Origin of the sequence: Proteus hauseri ATCC 700826, assembly GCF_001654965.1 — a bacterium.
GTDB lineage: Bacteria > Pseudomonadota > Gammaproteobacteria > Enterobacterales > Enterobacteriaceae > Proteus > Proteus hauseri.
Map to the genome: position 1 here is coordinate 42,754 of NZ_LXEV01000016.1, position 17,001 is coordinate 59,754.

Sequence of the window (17,001 nt, forward strand, 5' to 3'; positions counted from 1 at the left end):
AAAAAAATGATCGTTTGATTTAATCCCTGTGAAACCACAGGGATAGCTTTTTTTTAATAAAAAATTCATTATTTAATCAGAGATACGTATAAATGCTTGCGCTAAATCCTCAATTAAATCATCGACATTTTCTAATCCAATATGCACCCGGAAAAGAGTGCCATTGAATTCAGGTTGTGAGTGATATTGGCGTACCGCTTTAATATCATTTGGATGGTAGCCTAAAATTAACGATTCAAATCCACCCCAGGAAAACGCCATTTTAAATAATGATAAATTATCTAAGAAGAGGGCAAAATCTTCCGTATTTAAGATTTTCTTTAAACTAAAGGAAAATAGCCCATTGCTGCCAGTAAAATCCCGTAGAAAGTATTCATGGCCAGCGCAAGATGAAAGTGCAGGATGATAGACATTATCGACTAATGGATGTTGTTTTAACCAGCGAGCAACTTCTAAACCACTTTGTTCATGTTGCTTCATTCTTACGGATAAGGTTCTTAAGCCACGAGCTGCAATATAAGCGGTATCAGGGTCACAACATTGACCAAGTAAATAGGCATTTTCGCGTAATTGAGTCCAGCAACGTTCGTTTGCTACTGCAAATCCCAGCATTCCGTCAGAGTGACCAATAATATATTTGGTTGCCGATTGTATAGAAATATCAACGCCAAAAGTGATTGGTTTGAGCAATAAACCAGCCGCCCATGTATTATCGAACATGATAATAATATCGGGATTATATTGTCTAACAGCAGTTACTATGGTTTGTAAATCTTGTATTTCCATTGTGATAGAACCAGGCGATTCAAGAAATACAATTTTAGTTTCAGGGCGTAGTAATTGGCTGATCTCTTTACCTATTAAGGGATCAAAATAGGTAGTAGTGACTGATAACTTACCTAAGATCTGATCACAGAAATTTTGTGTTGGATCATAAGCTGAACCTGTTACCAGAATGTGATCCCCTTGTTCAATAAAAGCGAGTATAGATTGTGTGATCGCAGCAGCACCAGAAGGGAAGAGCGCACAACCTGCACCTTGTTCTAGCTCAGTTAAGGCTTCTTGTAATGCAAAATGAGTCGTAGTACCTCTGCGGCCGTAAAAAAGCGTGCCTGCGGCACGTTTTTTGGTTGCTTCACGCTTTTGCGCAACAGAATCAAAAATAACCGATGAAGTTCGTTGTATAATCGGATTTACGGCGGATTGTGAATATTTTTTAGCTCGCCCAGAAAGAATAAGTGAGGTTTCTGATTTTTTTAGCGTCATCCTTAATACCTTCTTTTAATTTGATGATGTGTTTATCTCACGTTAATGCATTTTTTGTACAAGTACAAAAGGGAATCAAGGCAATTGATAAAATTTCATGTTACGTAAAATGACGATAGATTGTCTTAAAAACAAACAAATGAGAAAAAAATAGCCAAATAGTAATGATAATTACTATCAAAATGCTTCATGTTTGATATCATTTGAGCGTTTTCTCTTTCCTGATGGCAAACAGGATCATAGCAAGCGAACGATTTTGGGTAAGTAATGACGCATTTTTCTTCATTACTGAATATATAAATAGATAAAAAAGAGAGTAAAAGGCCAACTGATGCGTAATTTGACAGCTTCTATTCTATTGGCAATCGGTCTGACAGGCTCTGCTTTTGCGGATACAACACCTGCCACACCAACTGAACAGCCAACAACTGCTGCCGTTTCTTCAACAGCTTCTACACAGGGAACAGCTACTACTAATACTGTAGCAACTACAACAGAAAATACGGCTAATACTGCGACAACAGGTAGTGAAATAAAAGCAACTGGGTCTGAAACACCAGTAACCGAAGGTGTAAATACGACGGCAGTAACTCCTGTCGTAGAAAATGCAACGCCAGAAGTACAACCTGAAATAGTTGCTGGTGGTGGCTTTGCTGAAGATCTTTCTGTTATGGGTATGTATCGTAATGCTGACTTAGTCGTTAAAAGTGTCATGATTGGTTTATTGCTGGCTTCTATTGTGACTTGGGCTCTCTTTTTCGCGAAAGGCAGCTATTTATTAGCACTTCGTCGTCGTTTAAGAAATGAAACAGCACAATTATTAGATGCAAAATCATTAGATGATGCGTTAGCTATTAGTAAAAAATTTGGTAATAAAAGTGCAAGTGCTGATTTCTTTACCGATGCAGATCTAGAACGTGAGTATTCTAAAGAGAGTAAAGTGGCCGCAGGCATTAAAGAACGTGTTGAAATGCGTATGGAACGTCGTGTTGCTGCAATCATTCGTGAATTAGGTCGTGGTAATGGATATCTTGCAACAATTGGTGCAATTTCTCCTTTTATCGGTCTGTTTGGTACCGTTTGGGGCATTATGAATAGCTTTATTGGTATTGCTCACTCTCAAACCACAAACTTAGCGGTTGTTGCACCGGGTATTGCAGAAGCTTTATTAGCAACCGCTATTGGTCTGATCGCGGCTATTCCTGCCGTTATTATTTACAATATCTTCGCTCGTATGATTGCTGGTTACCGTGGTGAAATTGGTGATATTGCAACTGGGGTTGTCACATTAGTTAGCCGTGACTTAGATATTGAAAACAGCAAAGCAAGGTAATGAATTATGGCAATGCGTCTTGGTGATGATTCAGGTGATGATAATGAATTGCATGATATCAATGTGACGCCTTTTATTGATGTCATGCTGGTTCTGCTCATTATCTTTATGGTTGCTGCACCGTTAGCGACCGTTGATATTAAAGTGAACTTGCCGGCTTCAAGTGCAAAACCACAACCTCGTCCTGAAAAACCTGTTTATCTGACCATTAAATCAGACAAACAAATATTTATCGGTGAAGAAATGGTTACGCATGAGACTATTGCAAATGTGCTAGACACATTAACGCAGGCAAATAAAGACACCACTATCTTTTTCCAAGCCGATAAAACAGTCGATTATGAGACACTAATGAGTGCAATGGATTCGCTAAGAAAAGCGGGTTATCTCAAAGTGGGGCTTGTTGGCATGGAAACTGTCTCTGCGGGAGGTTAATTAGTAAGAGGTATCTACACTAATTAAGCTGATAGAATTGATAAAAAAAGCATCTTATTCATTAAATCATATTGGATAAGATGCTTTTTTATTATCTTTTTTCCGATATTTTTTTATTTATCTGATTAAATAAATAGGATGATTTATCTATTTAGGCTGTTATTAATTTAAATTGAAATTTGAGATAGAATAAAATTTAGCTTTAGTGTTAAGCGATGCTAATAACATATAGATTAAATTTAATGGTTGTTCATTAATTAAGTTAATCGTGGAATTATAAGCTGAATCAATTAATACTAAGTAGTTGCGATTATTTCGATTAAAAGTACATTAATATTCATTAACTATTCATTTTTTTTCACTTTTTATTTCATTAATATTCTTTGTTTGAAGGCGGGGTTTACTATAACCACATGAAAAATAATGTTTTTATGTCTATTTGATTTAGGTGTAAAAAAACTTGCGCAAAAATTCTTATTGGATATAATGCCTCCATGTTACAGAATGAAACATCTTGTAATATATTAATACGCCCAATTTTTTATTATCTAAGTTATCCACCTTTGGTAACTTATTTTTTTATTACACCAGGTAGACCGTTGTTTTCAGTCATTCTAATTTCCGATAAGTGAAAATTTCCACTTATCAAATTGTCTCTTATTTATTATAAGAGATAAGTAAAATAAAGCGTGAAAGGCAGAGAACTACACATAGCATTTTTTTATTTTTTATTTCATCGATATTCTTTATTACTCTTTTCAGCGTTTAAAACGCGTTTGTTTGCGATAGGGCAAAAACAAATAGCTTTTACCTCGATTATCTTTAAATCCCTTTCTTTCGCTTATCTAAGTGCTTATTTATCGTCTTTTAACTGCTCATCGTCGGTAGATGACTACAAATACTTAACAAAATGATCCTCTGACTTTTTAGATTTATGGGCATTTTTTTTATCTATTCTTACAAAAAATAAATATGTGCACTAATTAGTCATTATTAGACGATAAATTGAATAATTTTTATCCACAGTAACAACAAGGATTTAACATGAAAATTTATTCAGGTTAATTTTATTATAGATACGATACGTTATAAAGTAACGTATTGAAATAATTACCAATAAATACTAATTAGCAATTATGAATAATCAGAAATGAATATCACTATCACTCATCAATATGTATTTAATTTTATAGCGATTTTGTGCAGAGAACCATGCTTATTCCAAAAGTGAATATACTTATAACTACATGAAAAATGATAAAAAAAGTAGGTTAATAAGTGACTAAGATATAATCATTTAAATAGTGCTTAAAAATTAATAACTATAAAAGGTTTGTTAAATTAGCAATGGGTATAAGCTGAAATTAAATATATTAATGTAATGATTTATTGTTTATGAAATGCAATTTTTAACATTTTTTATAATGTAATGTAAAAGTTGATAATATGAAAATAAGAGTCACTATTATAATTAAAAAATATATTAAAATTTATTTTTAATAAAAATTATTAAAAAATAGAAATAATGAATTATTAATTTTGTATTATTTTAAATATATTGTCTTAAATTTTGTTTATTTTTTGATTTATTTTTATCTCATTGATTATTAATGATTTAAAATCTTACTAGCTAATCATTATTTGGATAATGAGAATTATTCACATTTCTTTTATCATTATTAAATAGAGAATAAATAAATTTAAAATGACGTAATATATAAAAAACATAGATTAAACTTTATATAGCTGAAACGTTTTTACTCACATAAAGGAGTAATTTATTTTTTAATGAATTATCGATTGATAATGATCAAGTCATTATTATGACGGAGTGTTAAAAAGGCGGTGTTTTAAAATTATTCCAATTAAAAATCATCATATCAGGAGAGATATATGGCCTTGGGGAATAATGTTTTTTCCCATCATGGTATTAACCGACGCGATTTTATGAAATTGTGTGCTGCGTTGTCAGCTACCATGGGATTAAGCGGCAAAGCTGCCGCAGAAATGTCTGAAGCAATGGCATCATCAGAGCGACCACCGGTTATCTGGATTGGTGCGCAAGAGTGTACTGGTTGTACTGAGTCTTTATTACGAGCGACTCACCCAACTTTAGAAAACCTCGTTCTTGATGTTATCGCACTTGAATATCACGAAGTGCTTTCTTCTGCTTTTGGCGAGCAAGCCGAAGAGAACAAGCATAATGCGATGGAGAAATATAAAGGTAAATACGTTCTCGTTGTTGATGGGTCAATCCCAGACAAAGATGGTGGCATTTACTGTATGGTCGCTGGAAAACCAATTATTGAGCATATTAAAGAAGCCGCTGAAGGGGCTGCTGCGATTATTGCTATTGGTTCATGTTCTGCTTGGGGGGGTGTACCTGCAACGGGAGGTAACCCAACTGGCGCGAAATCACTGGAAGCAATCTTACCGGGTAAAACGGTTATTAATATTCCAGGATGTCCACCAAACCCACATAACTTCTTAGCGACTGTGGCTCATATTATTACTTTCAATTCACTGCCTAAGTTAGATAGCAAAAACAGACCGCTTTTTGCTTATGAGCGACTGATCCACGAAAACTGTGAACGTCGTCCTCATTTTGATGCGGGTCGTTTTGCTAAAGAATTTGGTGATGAAGGTCACCGCCAAGGTTGGTGTTTATATCACTTAGGCTGTAAAGGGCCTGAGACTTACGGTAACTGCCCAACACTAGAATTCTGTGATATTGGTGGGGGTATTTGGCCTGTCGGTATTGGTCACCCTTGCTATGGCTGTAACGAAGAAGGTATCGGCTTTACTAAAGGTATTTTCCAATTAGCGAATGTTTATCAACCAACACCAAAAGCACAAGTTCCTGATGTGAATGCGAAAGAAGGTGGCGGCGTATCCTACGGTGCGGCTGGTTTACTTGGTGCAGTTGTAGGGGCAGTAGCGGGTGTGAGTGTGATGGCTGTGCGTCAATTAGGCCGTGACAAGAATGCCACAGGAGCAGCCTCACAGGAGGATAAACGGTGAATAGGCGTCATTTCTTTAAGCTGGCATCAGGTGGGGTTCTTCTTGCGGGAATGGCACCCACTGTGAGTCATGCTGCGGCGCAGAACCGTCCCCCAATCCCTGGGTCTCTCGGTATGCTCTATGACTCTACACTTTGCGTAGGCTGTCAAGCATGTGTCACAAAATGTCAGGAAATCAATCATCCGGAACCTATGGAGCGTGGTGATACTTACGCTAATGGTGATCCGATTTGGTCAAACAATGACAAGCTAAGTCCTTACACAAATAACATTATCCAAATTTGGCGTGATGGCACAGGTGATAATAAAGACCAACTTGAAAACGGTTATGCCTTTATTAAGAAACAATGTATGCATTGTGTTGATGCAAACTGTGTTTCTGTTTGTCCTGTTTCTGCATTAACCAAAGATCCAAAAACCGGTATCGTCCATTATCACGCGGATATTTGTACAGGTTGTCGTTATTGTATGGTGGGGTGTCCTTATAATATTCCTAAATATGACTACGATGATCCATTCGGTAAGCTTTATAAATGTGAACTCTGTAACCAAAAAGGTGTAGAGCGTTTAGATAAAGGCTTATTACCGGGTTGTGTTGAAGTTTGTCCTACAGGTGCGGTTATTTTCGGTACTCGTGAAGAGCTGCTTGAAGAAGCTAAACGTCGTTTAGCGAAAAAAGCAGGTGATGAATATCATTATCCTCGTCAAACCATTAGTGGTGGCGATACTTATCTGCATAAGATCCCAGAATATCAGGATCATATCTATGGTGAGTTTGAAGGTGGTGGTACTCAGGTAATGGTGCTTTCTGCGGTTCCTTTTGACAAATTAGGAATGCCAGAAGTTGATCCATTATCAACAGGTGCGCGTTCTGAACATATTCAACATACGCTTTATAAAGGCATGGTATTACCAATAGCAGCCCTTGCAGGGATCACCTATTTGGTTAACCGTAATAGTAAAAAACAAGAGCAGGAACACCACAAGGAGGATAACGATGTCGAGTCATGATCCTCGTCCACTTGGCGGTAAGCTATTTACTCTCGCGGTGAGAGTTTTCCTTCCGCTTGCTGTGCTCGGTTTTATTCTTATTGGTAAGCGTTTAGTCTTAGGTCTGGGTGATGTCTCCGATCTGAATGGGGGATACCCTTGGGGTATCTGGATTGCCTTTGACTTATTGATAGGAACAGGCTTTGCATGTGGCGGTTGGGCACTTGCATGGGCGGTTTATGTCTTTAATAAAGGGGAATTTCATCCATTAGTGCGTCCTGCATTATTAGCGAGCTTGTTCGGCTATTCATTAGGTGGTTTGTCTATCGCCATTGATATCGGTCGTTACTGGAACATGCCTCACTTCTTTATGCCTCAGTACTTTAACGTCAACTCTGTGTTGTTTGAAACAGCGACCTGTATGACCATCTATATTATGGTGATGGCATTAGAATTCTTACCTGCGTTATTAGAACGTTTAGGTTGGAAAGTGTCGTTGAAACGTCTCAACAAAGCGATGTTCTTTATCATTGGTCTTGGTGCGTTGCTGCCAACTATGCACCAATCTTCAATGGGATCATTAATGATTTCAGCAGGTTGGAAAGTACATCCATTGTGGCAATCGTATGAGATGTTACCTCTGTTTTCTTTACTGACCGCTTTTCTCCTTGGTTTCACTATCGTTATCTTTGAAGGCTCTTTGTTAAAAGCAAGTCGCACCATGAATGATGATGAAACACCGCTATTTACCAAGTTAACTAGAGTGATCGAAGTGTTATTGATTGCTTTCTTGGTATGTCGCTGGGGCGAGGTAATTTGGAACGGTAAACTGAGTTATATCGCCAATGGGGATATGTTCTCGTGGTTATTCATCGCTGAGAGTGCATTATTATTACTTCCTCTTATTCTGATGCATTTAAATAACAATCGCCGTAGTCCAAGAATGTTGTTTGTCTGTGCTGTATTTATCTTAATTGGCGCAGCAATGTGGCGTATGAACTATTCTTTAGTTGCTTACAATCCAGGCAATGGTTACCACTATTTCCCAACAGCAAGTGAATTGCTGATTTCTATTGGTTTCGTTGCATTTGAAGTGACAGCTTACATTCTTATTATCCGTTTACTGCCGGTTTTACCAGCACAAACAGACTCAAATATACAATTAAAAAAGGCTGAGGTTAAATCATGAGCCAACGCATTACTATTGATCCTATTACCCGTATTGAAGGGCATTTACGCGTCGATTGTGAAATTGATAACGGAAAAGTTGTTAAGGCTTGGTCTTCCGGTACCATGTGGCGCGGAATGGAGGAGATCCTAAAAGGAAGCGATCCTCGTGATGCATGGATTATCGTACAACGTATTTGTGGTGTTTGTACGACAGTTCACGCCATTGCCTCAGTACGTGCAGTTGAAGATGCCTTAGGGATGGATATTCCTGTCAATGCGCAGTATATCCGTAACATCATTCTGGCTTCTCATATTCTTCATGACCATATCGTTCACTTCTATCAGCTTTCTGCGATGGACTGGGTTGATATTACTTCAGCATTACAAGCTGATCCTGAAAAAGCGTCAGCAATGCTGAAAGGCGTTTCTCAGTGGCAACTAAACTCTGCTGAAGAGTTCAGAAAAGTTCAGAAGAAAATTCAAGGTCTGGTGGACAGCGGTCAGTTAGGTATTTTCGCTAACGGCTACTGGGGTCACTCAGCAATGAAATTACCGCCAGAAGTTAACCTGATTGCGGTAGCTCACTATCTGCAAGCGCTTGAATGCCAGCGTGATGCAAACCGTATCGTAGCGGTTCTGGGTGGTAAAACACCACACATTCAAAACTTAGCAGTGGGTGGTGTTGCTAACCCAATTAATCTTGATGCGCCAAGTGTTCTTAACTTAGAACGCTTAATGTATGTGAAGCACTTTATCGATAATCTTGGCGATTTTATTGAACAAGTTTATAAAGTCGATACCGCGATTTTTGCTGCTTACTATCCAGAGTGGCTAAAAATTGGTAAAGGTGCTAACTACTATTTATCTGTGCCAGAGTTACCTATTAATGGTAACAATACAGAGTTCTTACTTTCTGGTGGTTATATGGAAGGCGTTGATTTCTCAACGTATCGTCCAATCAAAGACTGGAAAGATGAAAACCTAAAAGACGGTATCGAAGAAAGTGGTAAGCATGCTTGGTATGAAGATGATGAACCATTAAAACCGTGGGAAGGTTTGACTCGTCCTAAATATACAGGTTGGGATGAGAACGAAAAATACTCATGGGTTAAATCACCTACATTCTACGGCAAACCTGTCGAAGTGGGTACGTTAGCATGGTTAGTATGTGGTTTAGCAGGTAAGCATGAAGGGACTGTTAAACACTACAACGAAATCAATGGGATCTATACTAAATTAACAGGTGAAACACTGGTTAATGAGCAGTTAGAGTCAACTTGGGGACGCATTATTGGACGTACTGTTCATGCGTGTGTGTTACAAGATTCTCTAAACTTCTTGTGGCAATCACTGGTAGATAATATTGGCCGTGGCGATACTGCTGCCTTTATTAAACCAGAGTTTGAACCGGGTAAAGAATATCGAGGTGTGGGTTTTGAAGAAGCCTCACGCGGTATGCTCTCTCACTGGATTGTTTTCAAAGACGGTAAAATCACTAATTATCAGGCTGTTGTTCCTTCTACATGGAATGCAGGTCCTCGTAACTTTAATGATGAACCGGGTCCATATGAGTTATCTCTGGTTGGCACACCTGTTGCTGATCCGAAAAAACCATTGGAAGTTGTCAGAACTATCCACTCATTTGACCCATGTATGGCATGCGCCGTGCATATGGTTGATTTGACTGGTAAAGAACTGAGTAAGGTGAAGGTATTGTAATGCGAATTCTTGTCTTAGGTATTGGTAATTTATTACTAAGCGATGAAGGCATTGGTGTTCGTATAGTAGAAGCGCTCGAAGAGCGCTTCTCTTTACCAGAGAACGTCGATGTTATTGATGGTGGCACATCAGGTATGGAAATCTTGCAAGATATCGCAGCAAGAGACTTACTGATTGTTGCTGATGCGGTAAGAAGTAATCATAAACCGGGTAGTATTTTTATTTTGCATGATGATGATGTACCTGCATTATTCACCCAGAAAATATCGCCTCATCAACTAGGCTTATCTGATGTCTTGATGGCATTACGTATGACGGATGAGTTTCCGCGTAAACTGATTTTAGTTGGGATTGAGCCAGCCTCTTTAGAGCCAAGCATGTCGCTGTCTGACATTGGTAATCAGTCTATGGAAATCGCGTTAGAACACGTTGTGAATATTTTACGTGAATATGGTGTTGTAGTAACACCAAAAGAGGTAACCGCATGAGTGAACTAGAATTAAGCTGGGATATCATGGGGTATGATGCACCGCCTATCGAACAACTAGAAGTCTGTTTTAGTGAAATTGCAGAAAAAGAGATGAAAGGCCTGCCCTTCTTTAGAGAGGGCATTCCGGTAAAAGCGGGCGGTTTCACTTTATTTGAAAAGCAATGGATAGGTACAGTACTAACACCTTGGATGTTAGAGTTAGTTGTATTTCCTGGGCCTTCACAAGAGTGGCCACGACGTAAAATTGGCGAACGCATCGCATTAGAATTGCCTTGTGGTCAGGTTAAATTTGTCGTTGGTGAGCTTGCTGATGGTATTCAATATCTTGCTTGTTCATTAATGTCGCCTCTTGATCGTCATTTAAAAGGTGATCAGGCGGTTGAGTTGGCAGAAAATAGTGTAAAAATGGCACTTTCTCTTCCTGTTCAGACTCAATCCGTAGCAGAAGTTGATTTAAGTCGTCGTTCTCTCTTCCGTGGTCAGTTAAGATCATAGGGTAGAAATTTTACGCGACACAGAGTCAAATTCTTCTTATTGAATAGTCAGGAGTCAGAATATGTGTAGCACTTGCGGTTGTGGCGAAGGCAATGTGAGAATTGAAGGTCAAGAGCCTCATTCGCACGAGCACCACCATCATCATTCTCATGACCATGATCATCACGACCACGGTCATCACCACGATCACGATCATCATCATGGTCACGATCATCATCATGAACACGACGCTGCTCCAGCAAATACCGTTCATAAATATATTGATAAGTCTGAACAAAAGCATAAACATAACTACGAAACCAATGGTCAGCCTATCATTGTTCATCATCACTATTATCATAACAGTGGTGATGTACATCTTCATTTTCATAGCGACACACAGCTTAATGAATCGCAAGTTGTTCATGAGCATCATCATGGAGATGACGATCATCACCATGAGCACGATCATCATAGTCATGATCACGTCCATGAACACAGTCATACCCACGATCATGCGCATAATCATGACCATGACCATGCACATGAGCATGAAGAAAAATTTAATCCAGTTATCGAAAATCAAAATATGCATTATGGCCAAGGTGAAGCAGGAACTCATGCTCCTGGTATTAGCCAAAAACGTATGCTGAAAATTGAAATGGATGTGCTGGATAAAAATAATCGTATCGCTGTACATAACCGTGAACATTTTGAAAAGCAAAATGTGTTGGCTCTAAATTTAGTCTCAAGCCCAGGCTCAGGCAAAACCACATTACTTACACAAACGTTAAAACAGTTAGCGCAAAGAGTGGCCTGTGCGGTTATTGAGGGTGACCAACAAACCACAAATGACGCAGATCGTATTCGTGAAACAGGTGTTCCTGCTATCCAGGTGAATACAGGTAAAGGTTGCCACCTTGATGCGCAAATGGTGCATGATGCGACACACCAATTAGGCTTACAAGATAACAGCGTACTGTTTATTGAAAACGTAGGTAACTTAGTTTGCCCTGCCAGTTTTGATCTTGGTGAAAGACATAAAGTGGCTATCCTTTCAGTAACTGAAGGTGAAGATAAACCGCTGAAGTACCCACATATGTTTGCAGCTGCTGATTTAATGATCATTAATAAAATCGATTTAGTACCTTACTTAAACATCGATATTGATGCGTGCATTGAATCTGCTCGTCGAGTTAACCCAAATATTCAAATCATTGCGTTATCTGCCACAACCGGTGAAGGCATGGAAGAATGGCTGGCTTGGTTGGAGAGTCGTTTATGTGCTTAGGTGTTCCAGCTAAGATTGTTGAGGTGGGCGAAGATGTCCACCAACTCGCTTGGGCTGAAGTGAGTGGCGTTAAACGTGCGGTTAATATTTCAATGGTATGCGAAGGCGAACCGGAAGAATTATTAGGTAAATGGGTACTTATTCATGTTGGATTTGCCATGAGTATTCTTGACGAACAAGAAGCACAAGATACCCTTGATGCATTACAGCATGTTTATGGTGTCACCCTTGAAGAGGCTGATGATGCAATACGTTGATGAATTTCGTGATCCCGAACTTGCTAAAGCATTATTAGTTCAAATTCGTGAAACAATCTCACAATGGCCTCATCCCATTACACGTCCATTACAAATTATGGAAGTGTGTGGTGGGCATACCCATGCCATTTTCAAATTTGGATTAGACCGTTTATTACCTGAAGAAATTGAATTTGTTCATGGCCCAGGCTGTCCTGTTTGTGTATTACCAATGGGGCGGATTGATGCTTGTTTAGAAATAGCGGCTCGTCCTGAGGTTATTTTTTGTACCTTTGGTGATGCCATGCGAGTGCCGGGTCGTAACGGCTCTATGCTTGATGCACGTCGTCGTGGTTCTGATATTCGTATTGTTTACTCACCACTCGATTCATTAAAAATCGCACAAGAAAATCCAGATAAACAAGTGGTCTTTTTTGGTCTTGGTTTTGAAACCACCATGCCAAGTACAGCAATGACGCTACAACAAGCAAAATTACGTGGGCTGAAAAACTTTTCACTGTTTTGTCAGCATATTACTATCGTGCCTACATTACGTTGTTTACTTGAACAAGATGATGTTCGTATCGACGGTTTTATTGCTCCAGGACATGTGAGCATGGTGATTGGCTGTACACCGTATCAACCGCTATGTGACGAATTTGAAAAGCCTTTTGTTGTAACAGGATTTGAACCCTTAGACTTATTACAAGCTATACTGATGGTCATAAAGCAACTTAAAGCAAAAGCAGAAAATGCAAATTATGTTTTAAGTATTGAAAATCAATATAGTCGCATTGTACCTAATGAAGGCAACAAGCTTGCTCAAAAAGCACTGCAAGAAGTCTTTATGCTAAAAGAAACCAGCGAATGGCGTGGATTAGGTGAAATTCCTATGTCAGGCATTCAACTTACGCCAGATTATGCACAGTTTGATGCTGAATTACGCTTTATGCCAGCACCACAAAAAGTTGCTGATAATCCGCAATCTCGTTGTGGTGATGTATTAACAGGGCGCTGTAAACCGTCTGATTGCCCTCTGTTTGGCAAAAGTTGTACACCAGAAACTGCATTGGGTGCATTGATGGTTTCTTCAGAAGGTGCGTGTGCGGCTTATTATCAGTATCGCCGCGAAGGTAATATATGAAACAACCTGATGAAATAACCTTAGCTCAAGGAAATGGTGGGCAAGGGATGCAACAACTTATCGAAGGTCTTTTTTTAAAGGCTTTCGATAATCCGTTACTTAATGAAAAAGAAGATCAGGCACGCATATCGTTAAATGATCTCACTGCATTAGGTGATCGTTTAGCGTTTAGTACTGATAGCTATGTTATTGATCCGATTATTTTCCCTGGTGGAAATATCGGTAAATTATCAGTATGTGGTACAGCAAATGATCTTTCTGTTGGTGGGGCAGTTCCTCGCTATCTCTCTTGTGGGTTTATCCTTGAAGAAGGTTTACCTTTTGAGACGTTAGAAATATTAGTAACAGCGATGGCAAATGCCGCAAAGCAAGCAGGCATTCAAATTGTTACAGGCGATACTAAAGTGGTGCCTCGAGGTGCTGCGGATAAAATTTTTATTAATACTGCGGGTATTGGTGTGATCCCAACTAAGATTAATTGGGCTGCATCGAATATTAAAGTGGGTGATAAGATTTTAGTCAGCGGTACTATTGGTGATCACGGTGCAACTATTCTTAATCTACGTGAAAATTTAGGTCTTGAAGCTGATCTGCAAAGTGATTGCGCGGTACTTGAGCCGATGATAGCACCTTTACGTAATATTGATGGTATTAAAGCACTGCGTGATGCAACGCGTGGTGGGGTAACGGCTATTTTGCATGAATTCTCGCAAGCAAGTGGTTGTGGTATGAATGTGCATGAAAACAAACTACCAATGAAACAATCAGTTCGTGGTGTGTGTGAGCTCTTAGGGTTAGAAGCACTTAATTTTGCCAATGAAGGTAAAATTGTATTAGTGGTTTCACCTGAAGCTGAGGCCAAAGTATTAGAGGCGTTACATCAACATCCATTAGGCAAAGATGCTTGTGCTATTGGTGAAGTTACAACGGATAATTATATTCGTTTAACAGGTATTTTTGGTACTAGCCGTATTCTTGACCTACCTTATAACGAACCACTTCCTCGTATTTGTTAAGTTTTCTCTTCTTATTTATAAATCGAAAAGTATTATTGATTTGTAAATAAAATAAGTTGCTTAGTTGTTACGGAAGTTTGCTATAACGCAAACTTCCGTCATTTATCTTAATTCTGGCTCTTTGCTAAAAAATTTTTAGTAGTAACATGTTCGGCTCATCCTACTGCGTGGAGAGGGTCTCTCGTAGAGGTAAGTTCTAGGAAAAAACATGTCTTGGTCAGAATTTAAAGCTCAATACCTGATCCGTTTTTGGAAGCCTCTTCCAGCAGTCATTGCGGCGGGTATCATTTCAACTTACTACTTTGGTTTAACCGGCACATTCTGGGCTGTTACTGGTGAGTTTACTCGCTGGGGTGGTCACATTATGCAATGGTTTGGTGCTCACCCTGAGGAATGGGGTTATTTTAAAATCATCGGCCTTGAAGGAACGCCATTAACACGCATTGATGGTGTGATGATTATTGGTATGTTCGCTGGATGCATTATGGCCGCACTTTGGGCTAACAACGTCAAACTTCGTCATCCTCAACATAAAATCCGCATTATTCAGGCCGTTTTAGGCGGCATTATTGCCGGATTTGGTGCTCGTTTAGCAATGGGGTGTAACCTTGCAGCTTTCTTTACGGGGATCCCTCAATTCTCGCTTCATGCGTGGTTTTTCGCGGTTGCAACGGCTATTGGCTCCTATTTTGGCGCTAAACTTTCACTTATGCCAATTTTCCGTATTCCGGTTAAATTACAAAAAGTAAGTCAAGCCTCGCCATTAACTCAAGATAAACAGCGCGCAAAACGTCGCTTTAGATTGGGTATGGTTATCTTTTTTGCCATGATTGCATGGTCATTAATTATTCTCTTTGATTCGCCTAAACTCGGCTTTGCTATGTTGGGTGGAATTGGTTTTGGTATTTTAATTGAACGTGCGCAAATTTGTTTTACCTCTGCTTTCCGTGATTTATGGATAACTGGCAGAACGCATATGGCCAAAGCGATAATTATTGGTATGGCCGTGAGTGCTGTGGGTATTTTTAGTTATGTCCAATTAGGTGCTGCACCAAAAATTATGTGGGCTGGGCCAAATGCTGTTGTGGGCGGGTTACTGTTTGGTTTTGGTATCGTACTTGCGGGTGGTTGTGAAACAGGTTGGATGTATCGTGCCGTTGAAGGACAAATCCACTTTTGGTGGGTGGGGTTAGGCAACGTTATTGGTTCTACTTTGTTGGCTTATTATTGGGATGATTTCTCAGCAGTATTAGCCACTGATTACGACAAAATAAATCTTCTTGATACTTTTGGGCCAGTAGGTGGATTAGTGGTGACTTATCTTATGCTGGGTCTGTCATTTGTGTTGTTACTGTGGTGGGAAAAACACTTTTTCCGCAAAAAAGCACAGCAGGCACAATCAATTTCTAACCAGATTAATAAGGAAATAGCATGAGTGAGAAAAGCACAATAATCCCTGATTATCGTCTTGATATGGTGGGTGAACCTTGCCCTTACCCTGCGGTGGCAACGCTTGAAGCTATGCCATCACTGAAAAAAGGCGAAATATTAGAAGTGGTGAGTGATTGCCCTCAATCGATTAATAACATACCTCTTGATGCGAAAAACTACGGTTATACCGTATTGGATATTCAACAAGATGGTCCAACAATTCGTTATTTAATTCAAAAATAACTTTGTACATAGTATTAGGCAGCAAATGAGTTAGTTAGGCTTATTTGCTGTTTTTTTGTGAATTATTTTAAGGTTTTAATGCAGGCAAAATTAATGCGATAGCATGTTGAATGCGCGCAGTAAAATCAGATTGAGGCGCTGGGGGAATAACGCCTAACGTAATTTGACGTAAAGGCTCAGCGATAACCATTGCCAGTAACAGGTCACTTAACGTAGCGTAATCGTATTGGTTGATAATTTTATTTTTTTCTTGGCGTTTTAGCCATTGAGCGAGTAACTCACGCCCACGTAAAATTCCGCTACGCTGATATTTCTCCATCAAAATATCTCGGCTTGGGAAATTTTGCTGCAACAATTTAAATAATCCCACGGCATCATGATTAAGTACGGTTTGTGTCATGTGATGTAAATGCTGTGATAATAGTACTTTAAATTCATCAAAATTATTTGCATCATCATGAAAAACATCAATAAAACGGTCTGTCCACGATAATACAATTTGCTCTACTAAATTTTCTTTATCTGTAATAAATCGATAGAGCGTTTTTTTCGCCATTCCAGCTTGTTTAGCAATATCATCCACAGTTGTCGCGTTATAACCGCGTTGAAACAGCAATGTTAATGTTGCTTGATAAATTTCTTGACGTATTTCTTGCTCAGGGCGAGCAGGGCGTCCCCGTTTTTGATTAATCTTGCTATCGGTCATTCGAATCCCTCTTTTTTATTGATTTTATCATTCTTTA

16 protein-coding genes are annotated in these 17,001 nt (G+C 39.0%); 14 read left to right on the forward strand and 2 right to left on the reverse strand.

All coding sequences use genetic code 11. The annotated features are described in order from the left end of the window. Positions 1-72: 72 nt before the first annotated feature. Entirely contained in the window at positions 73-1,266 is a 1,194-nt protein-coding gene (gene metC, locus M997_RS04780) for a cystathionine beta-lyase (RefSeq protein ID WP_064718968.1), read from the reverse strand. A gap of 331 nt (positions 1,267-1,597) precedes the next feature. Between metC and exbB the strand changes: the two genes are divergently transcribed. The 14 genes from exbB to yedF all read left to right on the forward strand — a co-directional run bounded on the left by exbB (position 1,598) and on the right by yedF (position 16,258). Then, positions 1,598-2,599 carry a tonB-system energizer ExbB gene (gene exbB, locus M997_RS04785; protein ID WP_064718969.1) on the forward strand — a complete coding sequence of 334 codons (1,002 nt, stop codon included), beginning with the start codon at positions 1,598-1,600 and terminating at the stop codon, positions 2,597-2,599. A gap of 6 nt (positions 2,600-2,605) precedes the next feature. Continuing rightward, positions 2,606-3,034, forward strand: coding sequence for a TonB system transport protein ExbD (exbD, locus tag M997_RS04790; RefSeq protein ID WP_064718970.1), 429 nt, complete (start codon positions 2,606-2,608; stop codon positions 3,032-3,034). A 1,893-nt stretch (positions 3,035-4,927) separates the two neighbouring features. Further along, a complete protein-coding gene (gene hybO / locus M997_RS04795) occupies positions 4,928-6,055 on the forward strand; it encodes a hydrogenase 2 small subunit (protein WP_064718971.1) in 1,128 nt (375 codons plus the stop codon). Beyond that, complete coding sequence (hybA, locus tag M997_RS04800; protein WP_064718972.1) at positions 6,052-7,065, forward strand: hydrogenase 2 operon protein HybA; 1,014 nt, start codon at positions 6,052-6,054, stop codon at positions 7,063-7,065. Before hybO ends, hybA begins: the two co-directional genes overlap by 4 nt. Further along, positions 7,052-8,233 (forward strand): Ni/Fe-hydrogenase cytochrome b subunit, encoded by a 1,182-nt coding sequence (gene hybB, locus M997_RS04805; RefSeq protein WP_064718973.1) that lies wholly within the window; start codon positions 7,052-7,054, stop codon positions 8,231-8,233. The genes hybA and hybB overlap by 14 nt, the downstream gene beginning before the upstream one ends. Next, on the forward strand, positions 8,230-9,933 hold the full coding sequence (gene hybC / locus M997_RS04810; RefSeq protein ID WP_064718974.1) for a hydrogenase 2 large subunit: 1,704 nt from the start codon (positions 8,230-8,232) through the stop codon (positions 9,931-9,933). The genes hybB and hybC overlap by 4 nt, the downstream gene beginning before the upstream one ends. Further along, complete coding sequence (locus tag M997_RS04815; protein ID WP_064718975.1) at positions 9,933-10,421, forward strand: HyaD/HybD family hydrogenase maturation endopeptidase; 489 nt, start codon at positions 9,933-9,935, stop codon at positions 10,419-10,421. The genes hybC and M997_RS04815 overlap by 1 nt, the downstream gene beginning before the upstream one ends. Then, positions 10,418-10,918 carry a hydrogenase-2 assembly chaperone gene (gene hybE / locus M997_RS04820; RefSeq protein ID WP_064718976.1) on the forward strand — a complete coding sequence of 167 codons (501 nt, stop codon included), beginning with the start codon at positions 10,418-10,420 and terminating at the stop codon, positions 10,916-10,918. The genes M997_RS04815 and hybE overlap by 4 nt, the downstream gene beginning before the upstream one ends. 61 nt (positions 10,919-10,979) lie before the next feature. Next, positions 10,980-12,188: a hydrogenase nickel incorporation protein HypB gene (gene hypB / locus M997_RS04825; RefSeq protein ID WP_064718977.1), complete on the forward strand. Its 1,209-nt coding sequence runs from the start codon at positions 10,980-10,982 to the stop codon at positions 12,186-12,188. Beyond that, on the forward strand, positions 12,179-12,445 hold the full coding sequence (hybG, locus tag M997_RS04830; protein WP_064718978.1) for a hydrogenase maturation factor HybG: 267 nt from the start codon (positions 12,179-12,181) through the stop codon (positions 12,443-12,445). The genes hypB and hybG overlap by 10 nt, the downstream gene beginning before the upstream one ends. Then, positions 12,432-13,568: a hydrogenase formation protein HypD gene (gene hypD, locus M997_RS04835; protein ID WP_064718979.1), complete on the forward strand. Its 1,137-nt coding sequence runs from the start codon at positions 12,432-12,434 to the stop codon at positions 13,566-13,568. The genes hybG and hypD overlap by 14 nt, the downstream gene beginning before the upstream one ends. Continuing rightward, positions 13,565-14,584: a hydrogenase expression/formation protein HypE gene (hypE, locus tag M997_RS04840; RefSeq protein ID WP_064718980.1), complete on the forward strand. Its 1,020-nt coding sequence runs from the start codon at positions 13,565-13,567 to the stop codon at positions 14,582-14,584. The genes hypD and hypE overlap by 4 nt, the downstream gene beginning before the upstream one ends. A 208-nt stretch (positions 14,585-14,792) precedes the next feature. Beyond that, the gene (yedE, locus tag M997_RS04845) at positions 14,793-16,019 is read left to right on the forward strand and encodes a selenium metabolism membrane protein YedE/FdhT (RefSeq protein WP_064718981.1); all 1,227 of its coding nucleotides are present in this window, start codon (positions 14,793-14,795) and stop codon (positions 16,017-16,019) included. After that, entirely contained in the window at positions 16,016-16,258 is a 243-nt protein-coding gene (gene yedF, locus M997_RS04850) for a sulfurtransferase-like selenium metabolism protein YedF (protein WP_064718982.1), read from the forward strand. The genes yedE and yedF overlap by 4 nt, the downstream gene beginning before the upstream one ends. A 67-nt stretch (positions 16,259-16,325) precedes the next feature. On the opposite strand, the gene M997_RS04855 is transcribed toward yedF, so the two are convergent. Next, the gene (locus tag M997_RS04855) at positions 16,326-16,964 is read right to left on the reverse strand and encodes a TetR/AcrR family transcriptional regulator (RefSeq protein WP_064718983.1); all 639 of its coding nucleotides are present in this window, start codon (positions 16,962-16,964) and stop codon (positions 16,326-16,328) included. Between the last annotated feature and the right edge of the window lie 37 nt (positions 16,965-17,001).